The sequence below is a fragment of the Streptomyces sp. NPDC088261 genome, from assembly GCF_044740805.1.
Classification (GTDB): domain Bacteria; phylum Actinomycetota; class Actinomycetes; order Streptomycetales; family Streptomycetaceae; genus Streptomyces.
This window is the reverse complement of the sequence record NZ_JBIURL010000016.1, coordinates 1-12876: the sequence shown is the minus strand read 5'-3', so window position 1 is coordinate 12876 and position 12876 is coordinate 1. Positions and strand designations below refer to the sequence as shown.

At 71.8% G+C, this 12876-nt stretch carries 14 protein-coding genes; 7 read left to right on the top strand and 7 right to left on the bottom strand.

Features of this window, described 5'->3' with window-relative positions:
• Positions 1–57 precede the first annotated feature (57 nt).
• Entirely contained in the window at positions 58–723 is a 666-nt protein-coding gene (locus tag ACIODU_RS26455; RefSeq protein WP_401770301.1) for a hypothetical protein, read from the top strand.
• Between the two features lie 87 nt (positions 724–810).
• Here ACIODU_RS26455 and ACIODU_RS26450 read toward each other — a convergent pair whose 3' ends face one another.
• From ACIODU_RS26450 to ACIODU_RS26440, 3 genes are all read right to left on the bottom strand, one after another.
• Complete coding sequence (locus tag ACIODU_RS26450) at positions 811–1971, bottom strand: Mrp/NBP35 family ATP-binding protein (RefSeq protein WP_401770298.1); 1161 nt, start codon at positions 1969–1971, stop codon at positions 811–813.
• Positions 1972–2047: 76 nt separating this feature from the next.
• Positions 2048–2638 (bottom strand): DUF1003 domain-containing protein, encoded by a 591-nt coding sequence (locus tag ACIODU_RS26445; protein ID WP_356432522.1) that lies wholly within the window; start codon positions 2636–2638, stop codon positions 2048–2050.
• Positions 2628–3944 carry a magnesium transporter MgtE N-terminal domain-containing protein gene (locus ACIODU_RS26440; RefSeq protein ID WP_401770296.1) on the bottom strand — a complete coding sequence of 439 codons (1317 nt, stop codon included), beginning with the start codon at positions 3942–3944 and terminating at the stop codon, positions 2628–2630. Before ACIODU_RS26440 ends, ACIODU_RS26445 begins: the two co-directional genes overlap by 11 nt.
• 267 nt (positions 3945–4211) lie before the next feature.
• On the opposite strand from ACIODU_RS26440, the gene ACIODU_RS26435 reads away from it, so the two are divergent.
• Entirely contained in the window at positions 4212–5000 is a 789-nt protein-coding gene (locus ACIODU_RS26435) for a hypothetical protein (protein ID WP_356432526.1), read from the top strand.
• Between the two features lie 26 nt (positions 5001–5026).
• Here the strand turns inward: ACIODU_RS26435 and ACIODU_RS26430 are convergent, their stop codons facing one another.
• Positions 5027–5542 (bottom strand): hypothetical protein, encoded by a 516-nt coding sequence (locus ACIODU_RS26430; protein ID WP_401770293.1) that lies wholly within the window; start codon positions 5540–5542, stop codon positions 5027–5029.
• Positions 5543–5603: 61 nt separating this feature from the next.
• Positions 5604–6731, bottom strand: a complete 1128-nt coding sequence (locus tag ACIODU_RS26425; protein WP_356432530.1) for a magnesium and cobalt transport protein CorA — start codon at positions 6729–6731, stop codon at positions 5604–5606.
• A gap of 421 nt (positions 6732–7152) precedes the next feature.
• Here ACIODU_RS26425 and ACIODU_RS26420 point away from each other — a divergent pair, with 421 nt between their 5' ends.
• The 4 genes from ACIODU_RS26420 (at position 7153) to ACIODU_RS26405 (ending at position 10322) form a co-directional block, all read left to right on the top strand.
• Positions 7153–7755, top strand: coding sequence for a suppressor of fused domain protein (locus tag ACIODU_RS26420; RefSeq protein ID WP_401770290.1), 603 nt, complete (start codon positions 7153–7155; stop codon positions 7753–7755).
• 120 nt (positions 7756–7875) lie between these two features.
• Positions 7876–8514 carry a DUF6758 family protein gene (locus ACIODU_RS26415; RefSeq protein ID WP_401770288.1) on the top strand — a complete coding sequence of 213 codons (639 nt, stop codon included), beginning with the start codon at positions 7876–7878 and terminating at the stop codon, positions 8512–8514.
• A gap of 163 nt (positions 8515–8677) precedes the next feature.
• Positions 8678–9547 carry a PHP domain-containing protein gene (locus ACIODU_RS26410; protein ID WP_401770286.1) on the top strand — a complete coding sequence of 290 codons (870 nt, stop codon included), beginning with the start codon at positions 8678–8680 and terminating at the stop codon, positions 9545–9547.
• A gap of 169 nt (positions 9548–9716) precedes the next feature.
• Positions 9717–10322 (top strand): MarC family protein, encoded by a 606-nt coding sequence (locus tag ACIODU_RS26405; RefSeq protein ID WP_401770284.1) that lies wholly within the window; start codon positions 9717–9719, stop codon positions 10320–10322.
• Positions 10323–10456: 134 nt separating this feature from the next.
• On the opposite strand, the gene ACIODU_RS26400 is transcribed toward ACIODU_RS26405, so the two are convergent.
• Positions 10457–10609 carry a hypothetical protein gene (locus ACIODU_RS26400; RefSeq protein WP_165840668.1) on the bottom strand — a complete coding sequence of 51 codons (153 nt, stop codon included), beginning with the start codon at positions 10607–10609 and terminating at the stop codon, positions 10457–10459.
• Between the two features lie 177 nt (positions 10610–10786).
• Between ACIODU_RS26400 and ACIODU_RS26395 the strand changes: the two genes are divergently transcribed.
• Positions 10787–11698, top strand: a complete 912-nt coding sequence (locus ACIODU_RS26395; protein ID WP_356432545.1) for an NYN domain-containing protein — start codon at positions 10787–10789, stop codon at positions 11696–11698.
• A gap of 30 nt (positions 11699–11728) precedes the next feature.
• Here ACIODU_RS26395 and ACIODU_RS26390 read toward each other — a convergent pair whose 3' ends face one another.
• A complete protein-coding gene (locus tag ACIODU_RS26390) occupies positions 11729–12619 on the bottom strand; it encodes an alpha/beta fold hydrolase (RefSeq protein ID WP_401770279.1) in 891 nt (296 codons plus the stop codon).
• Between the last annotated feature and the right edge of the window lie 257 nt (positions 12620–12876).

Sequence of the window (12876 nt, the reverse complement as noted above, 5' to 3'; positions counted from 1 at the left end):
GGCGCCCGTCGGGGGCGGGCCGCTCCGGACACCGAGATCGAGGAGGCGTCCGGGTAGATGGAGACGACGAGTCGGGCAGGGGCGCACACCGCGTCCAGCTCATCCGCCGCCGAGGGGGTGCCGGCGGCCCGGCGTACGGTCGAAGGCTATCTGCGGGCAGCTTTCCCCTGGTACGGGCTGGACGAGGCGTTCACGGGACCCCGCTGGCTGATGCAGGTCGGCGCCGCCGCGGACGGCACGGTCCAGCACGGTTCCACCGGCCACGGCGAGGAGCCGACCATAAGGCCGGAGGCGTCCGCCGCCGACAAGGAACGCTTCGCGGTCGTCGTGACCGTCGCGGCCGGACCCGTACGCCGAACCGGTGATGGTACGGGGCATCTGGACGCCACGACCGTGTCGTCGGCGGCCTGGCTGGCCGGCTCGGGGCTGCTGGTGTCCACCTGGCCCGCGCAGCTCGACCACATGCTGCGCGACGACTGGCTGGCCCAGCAGACCGAGGCCGCGTTCGAACTGGCCGACGACCTGGAGGGCGCCGACTGGTCCGCGCTCTCCCTGCCGGTCGACGGGGTGCCGACGCCCTTCCACTACCGCGAGACGGAGTTCGGCTGGGTCCTGGCCGGGTCGGCGGAGAGCGGGGTCCACATCGGCGCGTACGGGCGCGGCATGAGCGCGTACGGCCTGGGCTTCTCGGCGATCGAGGACATCACGTCGTACGCCCACTAGTCCGCTGACACGAGCACACGACGGAGGGGCGGCTGCCGCGGCAGCCGCCCCTCCGTCGTGAACCCGTGTCACCGCGGGCTCAGCGGCTCAGAACTTGTTCCTCGGGGTGATCCCCAGCGACATGCCCGACAGGCCCCGCTGACGGGCACCCAGCTTGTTCGCGATGTCCCGCAGCGCCGCGCCCGCCGGCGAGTCCGGGTCGGAGAGCACGACCGGCTTGCCCTCGTCGCCGCCCTCCCGGAGCCGTACGTCGATCGGGATCGCGCCCAGCACCGGCACCGTCGCGCCCGTCGTCTTCGTCAGGCCGTCCGCGACCGCCTTGCCGCCGCCCGTACCGAACACGTCGATCATCTCGTCGCAGTGCGGACACGGCAGGCCCGACATGTTCTCGACCACGCCGACGATCTTCTGGTGGGTCTGTACGGCGATGGAGCCGGCCCGCTCCGCGACCTCGGCCGCCGCCTGCTGCGGGGTGGTGACCACCAGGATCTCCGCGTTCGGCACCAGCTGCGCCACCGAGATCGCGATGTCGCCCGTCCCCGGCGGGAGGTCGAGCAGCAGCACGTCCAGGTCGCCCCAGTACACGTCCGCGAGGAACTGCTGGAGCGCCCGGTGCAGCATCGGCCCGCGCCACACCACCGGCGTGTTGCCCGGCGTGAACATCCCGATCGAGATGACCTTCACCCCGTTCGCCGACGGCGGCATGATCATGTTCTCGACCTGGGTGGGCTTGCCGTCCACCCCGAGCATCCTGGGGACGCTGTGCCCGTAGATGTCCGCGTCGACCACGCCGACCTTGAGGCCGTCGGCCGCCATCGCCGCCGCCAGGTTCACGGTCACCGAGGACTTGCCGACGCCGCCCTTGCCGGACGCCACCGCGTAGACCCGGGTCAGCGACCCCGGCTGGGCGAAGGGGACCTCACGCTCGGCCTTGCCGCCGCGCAGCGACGCCGCCAGGTCCTTGCGCTGCTCGTCGCTCATCACGTCCAGCGTGACGTCGACGCGGGTGACGCCCGCCACCCGGGCGACCGCCTCCGTGACGGTCCTGGTGATGGTGTCGCGCATCGGGCACCCCGACACGGTCAGGTAGATGGTCACGGCCACCGCGCCGCCGGCGCCGATCTCCACCGATTTGACCATGCCCAGGTCGGTGATCGGCCGGTGGATCTCGGGGTCGTTCACCGTCGCCAGTGCGTCGCGCACCGCGTCTTCCGCCGGGAGGACGGTTCCGTACGTGTCGGTAGCCATACCGAGATGGTACGGCGCCCGGCACCGCCACCGGTAAGGCCGGGCACCGCCGCCGGGAACGCCGCCGCCGGGAACGTCAGCGGTCGGAGTCCTCGCGTTCCGGACGGCCGTCCTCCGCCAGCCGCTCCCGCTGCTCGCCCAGGTCCTTCAGCAGGTCCTGGAGCTCCGAGCGCAGCCAGTCGCGCGTGGCGACCTCGCCGAGCCCCATCCGCAGCGCCGCGATCTCCCGCGTCAGGTACTCGGTGTCCGCGATCGACCGCTCGTTCTGCACCCGCTCCTGCTCCTGCGTGACCCGGTCGCGGTCGTCCTGGCGGTTCTGCGCCAGCAGGATCAGCGGCGCCGCGTACGACGCCTGGAGGGACAGCGCCAGGGTCAGGAAGATGAACGGGTACTCGTCGAAGCGCAGCGCCTTCGGGACGGTGATGTTCCAGATCACCCACAGGATGATCACCAGCGTCATCAGGACGATGAAACGCCCCGTCCCCAGGAAGCGGGCCACCCGCTCCGAGAGCCGCCCGAAGGCCTCGGGGTCGTAGTCGGGGAGCAGCCTGCGCCGCTGTACGCGGGGCTGGTCGAGCCGCACCCGGGGGCCCCGGTTCAACGCGGTCGACCCGGCCCGCGCCCGCTCCCTGGCGGCGCCGTCCTTCTCCGTACGGTCACTCGCCACGGCCGGTCTCCTCCGGGCCGCGGTCGGTCTCGTCCACACCGCGACCGGACTCCTCCGCGCCGCGGAAGCCCGTCTCGCGCCAGTCGTCCGGCAGCATGTGGTCCAGTACGTCGTCCACCGTCACCGCGCCGAGCAGCGACCCGCTCTCGTCCACCACCGGCGCCGAGACCATGTTGTACGCGGCCAGGTGGCTGGTGATCGCCGGCAGCGGGGTGCCCGGGGACAGCGGCGGCAGGTCCGTGTCCACGATGGAGCTGACCAGCGTGAACGGCGGGTCCCGCAGCAGCCGCTGGAAGTGCACCGTGCCCAGGTACTTGCCGGTGGGGGTGTCGTCGGGCGGCCGGCAGACGTACACCTGCGCGGCGAGCGCGGGGGACAGGTCCTGCTGCCGTACGCGCGCCAGCGCGTCCGCCACCGTCGCGTCGGGGCGCAGCACGATCGGCTCGGTCGTCATCAGACCGCCCGCGGTGCGCTCCTCGTACGACATCAGGCGCCGTACGTCCGCCGCGTCGTGCGGCTGCATCAGGGTCAGCAGCCGCTCCTTGTCCGCGTCGGGCAGCTCGGAGAGCAGGTCGGCCGCGTCGTCCGGGTCCATCGCCTCCAGGACGTCCGCCGCGCGCTCCTCCTTGAGCTTGCCGAGGATCTCCACCTGGTCGTCCTCGGGCAGCTCCTCCAGGACGTCCGCGAGCCGGTCGTCGTCCAGGGCCGCCGCCACCTCCGCGCGCCGTTTGGGCGTCAGATGGTGCAGTACGTTGGCCAGTTCGACCGGGCGCAGCCGCTCGAAGGTCGCGACGAGGTTCTCCGCGCCCTGCCCGTCCTCCTCCAGCGAGAAGCCGGTGACGGCCGACCACTCGACGGTCAGCGCCTCCCCGCGCCGCCGCAGCGCGCCGCCCTTGCCGCGCCGTACGAAGACCTTGTCGATCTCCCACTCGCGGCGGGCCGGGAGCTGATGGATCGCCACATCCAGGACCGTCACCTCGTCGTCGCTCTCCACCAGCCGCACCCGGCGGTCCAGCAGCTCGCCGAGGACCAGACGCTCCGTCGGCCGCTGTTCAAAGCGGCGCACGTTCACCACACCCGTGGTGATCACCTGGCCCGACTCGATGCCGGTGACCCGGGTCATCGGCAGGAAGATCCGGCGCCTGCTCAATACCTCCACGACGAGGCCGAGCAGCCGCGGCGGCCGCCGCCCGACGCGCAGCATCGCGACCAGGTCGCGCACCCGCCCCACCTGGTCGCCGCTGGGATCGAAGACCGGCACCCCGGCGAGGTGCGAGACGAAGACCCGAGGCGCGCCTGCCGCCATCCGAGCGCCTCCTTGATCGTCCGTTGTTGTCGCGTGGTCGTTCCGCTGTCGTCCGCTGTCGCCGGTTGTCGTTCCGCCGACCGGTCCCTTGCCCGTGATTGTCCTTCTATCCTGCGGGATTACGGGTTCAGGCTAGCCCGTCCCCGTGCGGGGCGCCTTGGTGGATCCGTCCGTACGGCGTCCCCGAGGCTCCGTGCCCGGGTCCTCACCCGGCCCCGGTACGCTGCGGTCTGCCACCTCCCACCGCGTATGAGAGGCAGTGTGTACGTGACCGCTCCCATGTCCTCCGGCCGTGCCCGCAGGGCCGTGTTCTCCCTCGCGTTGTGCGCCGGGCTCGTGGCACTCCTCGCGGCGTGCAGCAGCCCCGAGGACCCGGACGCGGGGACCAACGGAGTGGGGAAACTGACGGCGGCCGGGATCGAGAAGAAGGCGCAGGCGGCCGTGGACGGCGCCGCCGCCGTCCGGCTCTCCGGGGCCCTGGTCAGCCAGGGGGAGACGTACCGCCTCAACATGCGCCTCAAGGAGAACGGCGGCACCGGCTCGGTGACGTCCAAGGACGACACCTTCGAGCTGCTGCGCGTCGAGGACGAGCTGTTCCTCAAGGCCGACGCCGGTTTCTGGACGCACGAGAGCGACGCGGACGGCAAGGAGAGCGCCCCGCCCAGCACCAGCGACACCGAGGCGGCGGACAAGCTCCAGGACAAGTACGTGAAGGTGCCGCGGGAGGACCCCTCGTACAAGCAGCTGCGCGGCTTCACCGACATCAAGGTGCTGCTCGGCGGACTGCTGTCGCTGCACGGCGAACTGACGAAGGGTGACTACAGCAAGGTCGGCGGCATCCGCACGATCAAGGTCGTCGCGAGCAAGGGCGCGGGCGGCACGCTCGACGTGTCGCTGGTGGGGGTGCCGTACCCGCTCCAGCTGATGCGGGCGGGCGGCGCGGGGACGCTGACGCTGACGGACTGGGGCAAGGACTTCACCCTGGAGCCGCCCCCCAAGGGGCAGACGGTCGACTACGGCAGCGACCTGCCGGAGTCGTCCTCCTCGGGCGGCTGACGGGCCGTCCGGCGCGCGGGACCGGCTCAGCGCCCGGTGCGCTTCCGGCGCGGGAAGAGCAGCCGTCCCAGGGCGGCGGGGACCGGCTGACGGGTCGTCGCCCCGGTCGGCAGCGGCGCGGCCGCCAGCGAGCCGTCCGGCAGCTCCCTCCGTACGTCACCGGGTGTCAGCCGCAGGACCCGGCACTCACGCGCCCAGCGCTCCGGCATCACCTCGGCGTCCGGCGCGTTCAGCCGCTTGCCCTTCAGCTCGGCGACCGCCGCCTCCCACTCCTCCGAGCGCGGTGCCAGCTCGGCGACGGCCGCCGTCCAGGCGACCAGCCGGCCGCCCTTGTCCTTGCTCCGTACGGTCACCTCGGCGGCGCCCCCGTCGGCGAGACCCGGCAGGGGCTGCTCGCCCGGGCCGTCGCCGACGAGGTACAGGGCGCCGTCGTGCCACACGTACCAGAGCGCCCGTTCCGGACCCGAGCCCCGCACCCAGACGATGCCGGACTTCTTCGTGGCCTCCTCGACGAGCGCCTGGCCGAGCAGTGGTTCAGTCATGCGCCGCAGCTTAGACGGACGGGCCGCCGGGGACCTCGGGGAGTGCGGTGCGCGGTGCCGTTCAGAGCCAGCCGTTGCGCTTGAGGCTGCGGTGGATCGTCAGACAGACCACGCCGATCGCGACCAGCACCATCGGATAGCCGTACTTCCAGTGCAGCTCGGGCATGTGGTCGAAGTTCATGCCGTAGATCCCGCAGACCGCCGTCGGGACGGCGATGATCGCCGCCCAGGAGGTGATCTTGCGCATGTCCTCGTTCTGCGCGACCGTCGCCTGCGCCAGATTGGCCTGGAGGATCGAGTTCAGCAGCTCGTCGAAGCCGATGACCTGCTCGTGCACCCGGGCCAGGTGGTCCGCCACGTCACGGAAGTACTTCTGGATGTCCGGGTCGACCAACCGCATGGGCCGCTCGCTCAGCAGCTGCATCGGCCGCAGCAGCGGCGACACCGCCCGCTTGAACTCCAGCACCTCGCGCTTGAGCTGGTAGATCCGCCCCGCGTCCGAGCCGCGCGGCCCCGCCGCCTTCGACGGCGCCGAGAACACGTCGATCTCGACCTCGTCGATGTCGTCCTGCACGGCCGCCGCCACCGCGACGTACCCGTCCACCACATGGTCGGCGATGGAGTGCAGGACGGCCGAGGGCCCCTTGGCCAGCAGCTCCTCGTCCTCCTCCAGGCGGTGGCGGAGGGTGCGCAGCGAGCCCTTGCCGCCGTGCCGGACGGTGATGACGAAGTCCCGGCCCGTGAAGCACATCACCTCGCCGGTCTCGACCACCTCGCTCGTCGCGGTCAGCTCGGTGTGCTCGACGTAGTGGATCGTCTTGAAGACGGTGAACAGGGTGTCGTCGTACCGCTCCAGCTTGGGCCGCTGGTGCGCGTGCACCGCGTCCTCCACCGCCAGCGGGTGCAGCCCGAACTCGGCCGCGATCCCGGCGAACTCCTCCTCCGTCGGCTCGTGCAGGCCGATCCAGGCGAAACCGCCGCTCTCCCGCACCCGCAGCATCGCCTCGTGGGGCGTCACGCACGGGTCCTTCTTCACCCGCCGGCCGTCGCGGTAGACGGCGCAGTCCACGACCGCGGTCGACGCGGAGGGGTCACGGGTGGCGTCGTACGTGTCGTACTTGACGTAACTGGCACTGGTCTTGCGCAGGGACGGGCGGACCGCCGCGCGCAGGTCACGAATCATCGACATGGCTGGGCTCCTTCACGGAGAGGCCGTCGGCGAGGCGTGGCACAGCCCGGAATGGGGACGTGAGGCGTACGTCCGCAAAGCGGGCCGTACCGCGGGGTCGCGACAACGGCGTTCGCTACAGACAGGCGAGAAAAAAGGGAGCTGAAGCGCTCTTCCGTCGTGCGAACTGCCGCAGGCCCGACAAGGGCGGGGCCTCAGATCACAGAGAAAGGAAAGGTGCGGAAGAGCGGCTGGTACTGGCCGGGTGACTTCGATCCACCGCAGCCCCACCTCCTCCGGCCGGTCCCCCGTGGGGGACGACGTGTGTCGGGACTCGAGAGACACGCTTCTGCGTGCTGTCCCTACCGGCGGCCCAGAGTATCAGCTGACGGCGGGCCAATAGATCCTCTTGCCCGTTCCTGACGCGATCTATGCTCCCCGCATGGGAGAAATACTGGCTCGGGTCGAGGCCCACCTCACGGCCGCTCTGGGCGAACCGGACGCGCGCGCGGCGGTGACCTTCGTGGGCACGGACCGCTTCGAGGTGCTGCGCTTCGCGGACTCCCCGGGCGGCGGCGGTGACGGGGTGGTGCGGTACGCGACGCTCGGGATGTCCGCGCGGCCGATGGGGGACCCGGCGCAGATGCTCGCCGACCCGGTGAAGGGGCCCCGGGCGGAGCTGGTCCTGTCGGTACGGGCCGGGCTCGCCGCCACCGACCAGGTGCTGCGCCCGCTGGCCGTACTGGCCGCGTCTCCGCAGGTCGAAGGGGTGGTCGTGGCCCCGGGCGCCTCGCTGGACGTCGGCGGGCCGCTGTGGCCGGGGGCGCCGTTCCACTCGGTCCTGGTGGGGGAGCCCGGCGGGCTGGTGGCGGATCTGGCGCTGGACGCGCCGCTGGAGCCGGTGCGGTTCCTGCCGTTGCTGCCGATGACGGTGAACGAGGCGGCGTGGAAGCGGGTACGGGGGGCACGGGAACTCCAGGAGCGGTGGCTGTCCCGGGGCACGGACCTGCGTGATCCGCTGCGCCGGTCGGTCGCGCTGGACTGACCCGCCAGGCCCGGACCCGGCGGTCGGCGAACCGGCCGCGACGGGGATCGGCGACCTCTCCCGTACCGGCCAGGTGATCGTCCTTGACGGGGCGTCGAGCGGGGAGGACCGTGGGGCGCTATGAGGGGCGAACCCAGTTGCCCGAAGTGCGGTGGCCGGATCAGGGCGCCCGGCCTCTTCGCCGACTCGTGGGAGTGCGGCGCGCACGGCGCGATCCAGCCCCTCCAGCCGGTGATACCGCCCAGCGTCGAAGCGCTCGGCGTGGTGGTGAACCGGGCGCGCGTCCCCGTCTGGATGCCCTGGCCCCTGCCCGTCGGCTGGCTCTACACCGGGGTCGCGCACGCGGGCGACGACCGCAGCAGCGGCCGCGCCACCGCCGTCGCCTGCTCGGGTCCCGCGCCGCTCGGCGGGGTCGGGGAGCTGCTGCTCGTCGCCGAGGAGCTGGGGGTGGGGCTCGGGGCGCGGTACGCGGGGATCGACGGCCCGGACCCGGGGCCGCGGATACGGGTCGACCGCCCGCCGCACGCCAAGCTGCTGGCCGCCGGGCGGCCCACCGCGCTCTGGCAGGTGGAAGGCACCCCGGACGACCGGGCGGTGTTCGCGGGGGAGGCGCTGGGGCTGTGGCTCTGGGCGATCGTCTGGCCGGAGCAGTCGGGGCTGCTGCTGTACGACGAGCTGGTACTGACGGACCTGCGGGACGCGGGCGCGGAGGTGGAACTGCTGCCGTGCGGGGCGCTGTCGCCGAGGCTGCTGTCCTGACGGGCATTTCCCCGCGGGGCGATCCCCGCGGGGCGATCCCCGCGGGGCGTGGGGGGGCGTTCCTCCAGGACCTCCGGCATCCGGAACCGGGCGTTCGAATCGCTCGCACCCCCCGTTATCCTGGAGCGTCCCCAGCCCGTCCCGAGCCCCGGAGTCCCGCGTCGTGCGCATCGACCTGCACACCCACTCCACCGCCTCGGACGGTACGGACACCCCCGCCGAACTGGTCCGCAACGCGGCCGCCGCCGGACTCGACGTCGTCGCCCTGACCGACCACGACTCCACGCGCGGCCACGCCGAGGCGATCGCCGCGCTCCCCGGCCTGGACCGGGACCTGACCCTCGTCACCGGCGCCGAACTCTCCTGCCGGATCGACGGCGTCGGGATGCACCTGCTCGCGTACCTCTTCGACCCCGACGAGTCCGAGCTGCTGCGCGAGCGCGAGCTGGTACGGGACGACCGCGTCCCGCGCGCGCGGGCGATGGTCCGCAAGCTCCAGGAGATGGGCGTCCCGGTCACCTGGGAGCAGGTCGCGCGGATCGCGGGCGACGCCTCCCTCGGCCGCCCGCACATCGCCACCGCCCTCGTCGACCTCGGGATCGTCGAGACCGTCTCCGACGCCTTCACGCCCGAATGGCTCGGCAACGGGGGCCGCGCGTACGCCTCCAAGCACGAACTGGACCCCTTCGACGCGATCCGCCTGGTCAAGGCGGCCGGCGGCGTCACCGTCTTCGCCCACCCGCAGGCCGTCACGCGCGGCGCGGTGGTGCCGGAGTCCGTGATCGAACGCCTCGCCGCCGCCGGACTCGACGGCATCGAGATCGACCACATGGACCACGACGCGCCGACCCGCGCCCGGCTGCGCGGCCTCGCCGCCGACCTGGGGCTGCTGGGCACAGGGTCGAGCGACTACCACGGCACGCGGAAGTTCGTGGAACTGGGCGCGTGCGTCACCGATCCCGAGATCTACGGCGAGATCACCCGGCGCGCGTCGGGCGCCTTCCCGGTACCGGGCGCGGGCGGACGTTCCTGACGGGTGGCGCGGGGGCGCCGCGCGGCGCCGGTTCCGTACCGCCGCACCACTCCGTACCTCCGCACCACCCACAAACACCCCTCACGCGGCCCCTTCCCCCGCCCCGCCGCGCTCTCCACCCACCCACCGGACGGGCCCGACGGCCCGTCACTCGCGCTAGGCCCTCACCGTGTTCGACCTCGCCATATTCGGTTCCCTCTTCCTCACCCTGTTCGTGATCATGGACCCGCCCGGGATCACGCCGATCTTCCTCGCCCTCACCTCGGGCCGGCCCGCCAAGGTCCAGCGCTCCATGGCCTGGCAGGCGGCGGCGGTCGCCTTCGGGGTGATCGCGGTGTTCGGCGTCGCCGGCCAGCAGATCCTCGACTACCTGCACGTCTCCGTGCCCGCCCTGATGATCGCCGGCGGGCTGCTCCTGCTGCTCATCGCGCTCGACCTGCTGACCGGCAAGACCGACGAGCCCCAGCAGACCAAGGACGTCAACGTCGCCCTCGTACCCCTCGGCATGCCCCTGCTCGCCGGTCCCGGCGCGATCGTCTCCGTCATCCTGGCCGTGCAGCACGCGGACGGCGCGGCGGCGCAGGTCTCCGTCTGGGCGGCGATCGTGGCGATGCACGCCGTGCTCTGGGTGACGATGCGGTACTCGCTGGTCATCATCCGGCTGATCAAGGACGGCGGAGTGGTGCTGGTGACCCGGCTGGCGGGGATGATGCTGTCGGCGATCGCCGTGCAGCAGATCATCAACGGCATGACCCAGGTCGTCCGGAACGCCTGAGCGCACAGCAGCGCCCCCGTACGGGTGATCCGTACAGGGGCGCTTTCACCAGGCGTCGGTCGTCGGCCCTCGGTCGTCAGGCGTCCGTCGTGCGTGGTCGGTCGTCGAGCGGTGGTCCGGGTATGGGGTAAGTGTTACGAGGCCGAGGACTCGGCCGGTCGGATGTAGATGCGCTGCCCCATCGCTGCGGCCTGCTGCACGATCCGATTGACGGAGGCGGCGTCCACGACGGTCGAGTCCACTGCGGAACCGTCGACATCGTCAAGACGCATGATTTCGAAGCGCACGCGCTTCTCCCTTCGTCTGATCCTCCTGCTGGAGAACTATGGATGGCGGGCTTGCCCGCCGTTGCTTACAAGAGTCTGCAACGGCTTGCCCTCTGCAAACATTCCCTACGCTAAGGAAATTTTTCGGGTGGCTAACTACTGGTGGGTACGGTGCGGTCCACGGAGAATGAAGCGCGTATGAACGAGGCAGAGATCAACCCAGAGCTCCACGACATCGGCGCCCGTCTGGAGCACACCAACGAGCTGCTCCAGCGCATGCTCGCCGAGGTCGCCAAGACCCCGTCCACGCATGCCATCTTCGTCGACGCGGGTTACGTCTATGCTGCGGCCGGGTTGCTTGTAGCGGGCACGGAAGACCGGCGGTCCTTTGACCTGGACGCGGAAGGCATCATCGAGGCCTTCATCGACAAGGCCAGGATCATCTTCGCGGACAGCCGGCTGCTGCGCGTCTACTGGTACGACGGGGCCAGACGGCGGATCCACACCCCGGAGCAGCAGTTCATCGCCGAGCTGCCGGACGTCAAGGTCAGGCTCGGCAACCTGAACGCGAACAACCAGCAGAAGGGCGTCGACTCGCTGATCCGCACGGATCTCGAATCGCTCGCCCGGCACCGCGCCATCAGCGACGCCGCGCTGGTCGGTGGCGACGAGGATCTGGTGTCCGCCGTCGAGGCGGCGCAGGGGTACGGGGCCCGGGTCCACCTGTGGGGCATCGAGGCGTCCGACGGGCGCAACCAGGCGGAGCCGCTGCTGTGGGAGGTCGACAGCCAGCGCACGTTCGACCTGGACTTCTACAAGCCCTTCGTCACGCGGCGCCCGGTCACGACGTACGAGCACGAGGGCGATCCGCCGCCCTCCCGCGACCAGGTGCGCTTCATCGGCGCGCAGATCGCGGCGACGTGGCTGGCGGAGCGGGGCCGGATGGCGATGGGCGAGCTGCTGCCGGGCCACCCGTACCTCCCGGGGCCGGTGGACCAGGACCTGCTGATCGAGGCGGAGAAGCTGCTCCAGCGGTCGCTGCGGGGGCATTCCATGCTGCGGCGGGCGCTGCGGGACGGTTTCTGGCAGCACCTCCAGTCGAACTACTGACGCCGGCCAGTACGCCGCCTGGTACGCCTTCTAGTACGCCTCGTCCCAGAAGTCCGCGAGCGCCTTCGCGGTCTCGGCGGGGCGGTCGGTGTTCGGCGAGTGCTGGGCGCCCGCGATGACGGTCCTGCGGGCGGCCAGCCGGACGGCCATCGCGTCCAGCCAGGCCACGGGCCAGGTGTCGTCGCGCTCGCCCGACATCACGAGCTTGGGCAGCGGATGTACGGCGGCCAGCTCGGCGACCCGGTCCGGCTCCGCGCAGAGCTGACGCCCGGCGGCGAGGAGCTGGGCGGGGTGGGTGCGCAGCCAGCGACGGCGCAGGTCGGCGCCGTCGGTGGGGGTCTCCTCGGTGGGCGCGTCCATCGCCCGCATGGCCTCCCACACGTCCTCCATGGACATGGTGGTGAGGGCGTCGCGGAGCAGCTTCAGCTTCTCGCGCTGGGCGGGGGCGACTTCGGCGGGGCCGGAGGAGAGCAGGGTCAGGGAACGGAACGGGGTGCGGTCGAGGAGGACGGCGGCGCGGGCGAGGTGGCCGCCGAAGGAATGGCCGAGGAGGTGGAGGGGGCCGTCGCCTTTATCGGCGTCGCCGCCCCTGCTGCCGCTGCCGCCTGCGCCGAGGGCCTCGGCCTGGGCCAGGATGTCGGCGGCCAGCTCGCCCTGGGCGTAGGCCTCTTCGGTGTCGGGCCCGTCGGTCTCGTACTGCCCCCTGCCGTCCACGGCGACGACCCGGTACCCGGCCCGGGTGAGGGGCTCCAGCAGCGCGATGAAGTCCTCTTTGCTGCCGGTGAACCCGGGAACGAGCAACGCGGTGCCCTGCGGGCGGCCGGCGGGACGGGCGTCGAGCGCGGCGAAGCGGCCGCGACGGGTTCCGAGGGCGGTGGCGTGGGCGCAGGGGGGTGGGGTCCAGGTGGGGGGCCGACTCATGTTCTTGAGGCTAACCCGTGAGCGTTGTCCGTTGAGGTTGCGTCTTGTCCTCAATCGCCGGACGGGCTCTGTTTGTGGCGTCTGCCCGGTGCGCGGGCGCGGCTTACTGATGTCCTCAATCGCCGGACGGGCTTGATTTTGCCCGCTGCGGGCCGGTGTCCCGGGTGCGGGTTGTTGCCGGGGGCCGGTCAGGGGTCGTGTCCTGCACTGCATGTTTTACGTCGCGTGCGACCGGTCGTATTGGTTGACGATCGCCA

Excerpts from the sequence above, each read along its gene's own strand:
- ACIODU_RS26455 (WP_401770301.1), top strand. The coding sequence starts at position 58 with ATGGAGACGACGAGTCGGGCAGGGGCGCACACCGCGTCCAGCTCATCC.
- ACIODU_RS26450 (WP_401770298.1), bottom strand. The coding sequence starts at position 1,971 with ATGGCTACCGACACGTACGGAACCGTCCTCCCGGCGGAAGACGCGGTG.
- ACIODU_RS26440 (WP_401770296.1), bottom strand. The coding sequence starts at position 3,944 with ATGGCGGCAGGCGCGCCTCGGGTCTTCGTCTCGCACCTCGCCGGGGTG.
- ACIODU_RS26430 (WP_401770293.1), bottom strand. The coding sequence starts at position 5,542 with ATGACTGAACCACTGCTCGGCCAGGCGCTCGTCGAGGAGGCCACGAAG.
- ACIODU_RS26425 (WP_356432530.1), bottom strand. The coding sequence starts at position 6,731 with ATGTCGATGATTCGTGACCTGCGCGCGGCGGTCCGCCCGTCCCTGCGC.
- ACIODU_RS26420 (WP_401770290.1), top strand. The coding sequence starts at position 7,153 with ATGGGAGAAATACTGGCTCGGGTCGAGGCCCACCTCACGGCCGCTCTG.
- ACIODU_RS26415 (WP_401770288.1), top strand. The coding sequence starts at position 7,876 with ATGAGGGGCGAACCCAGTTGCCCGAAGTGCGGTGGCCGGATCAGGGCG.
- ACIODU_RS26395 (WP_356432545.1), top strand. The coding sequence starts at position 10,787 with ATGAACGAGGCAGAGATCAACCCAGAGCTCCACGACATCGGCGCCCGT.
- ACIODU_RS26390 (WP_401770279.1), bottom strand. The coding sequence starts at position 12,619 with ATGAGTCGGCCCCCCACCTGGACCCCACCCCCCTGCGCCCACGCCACC.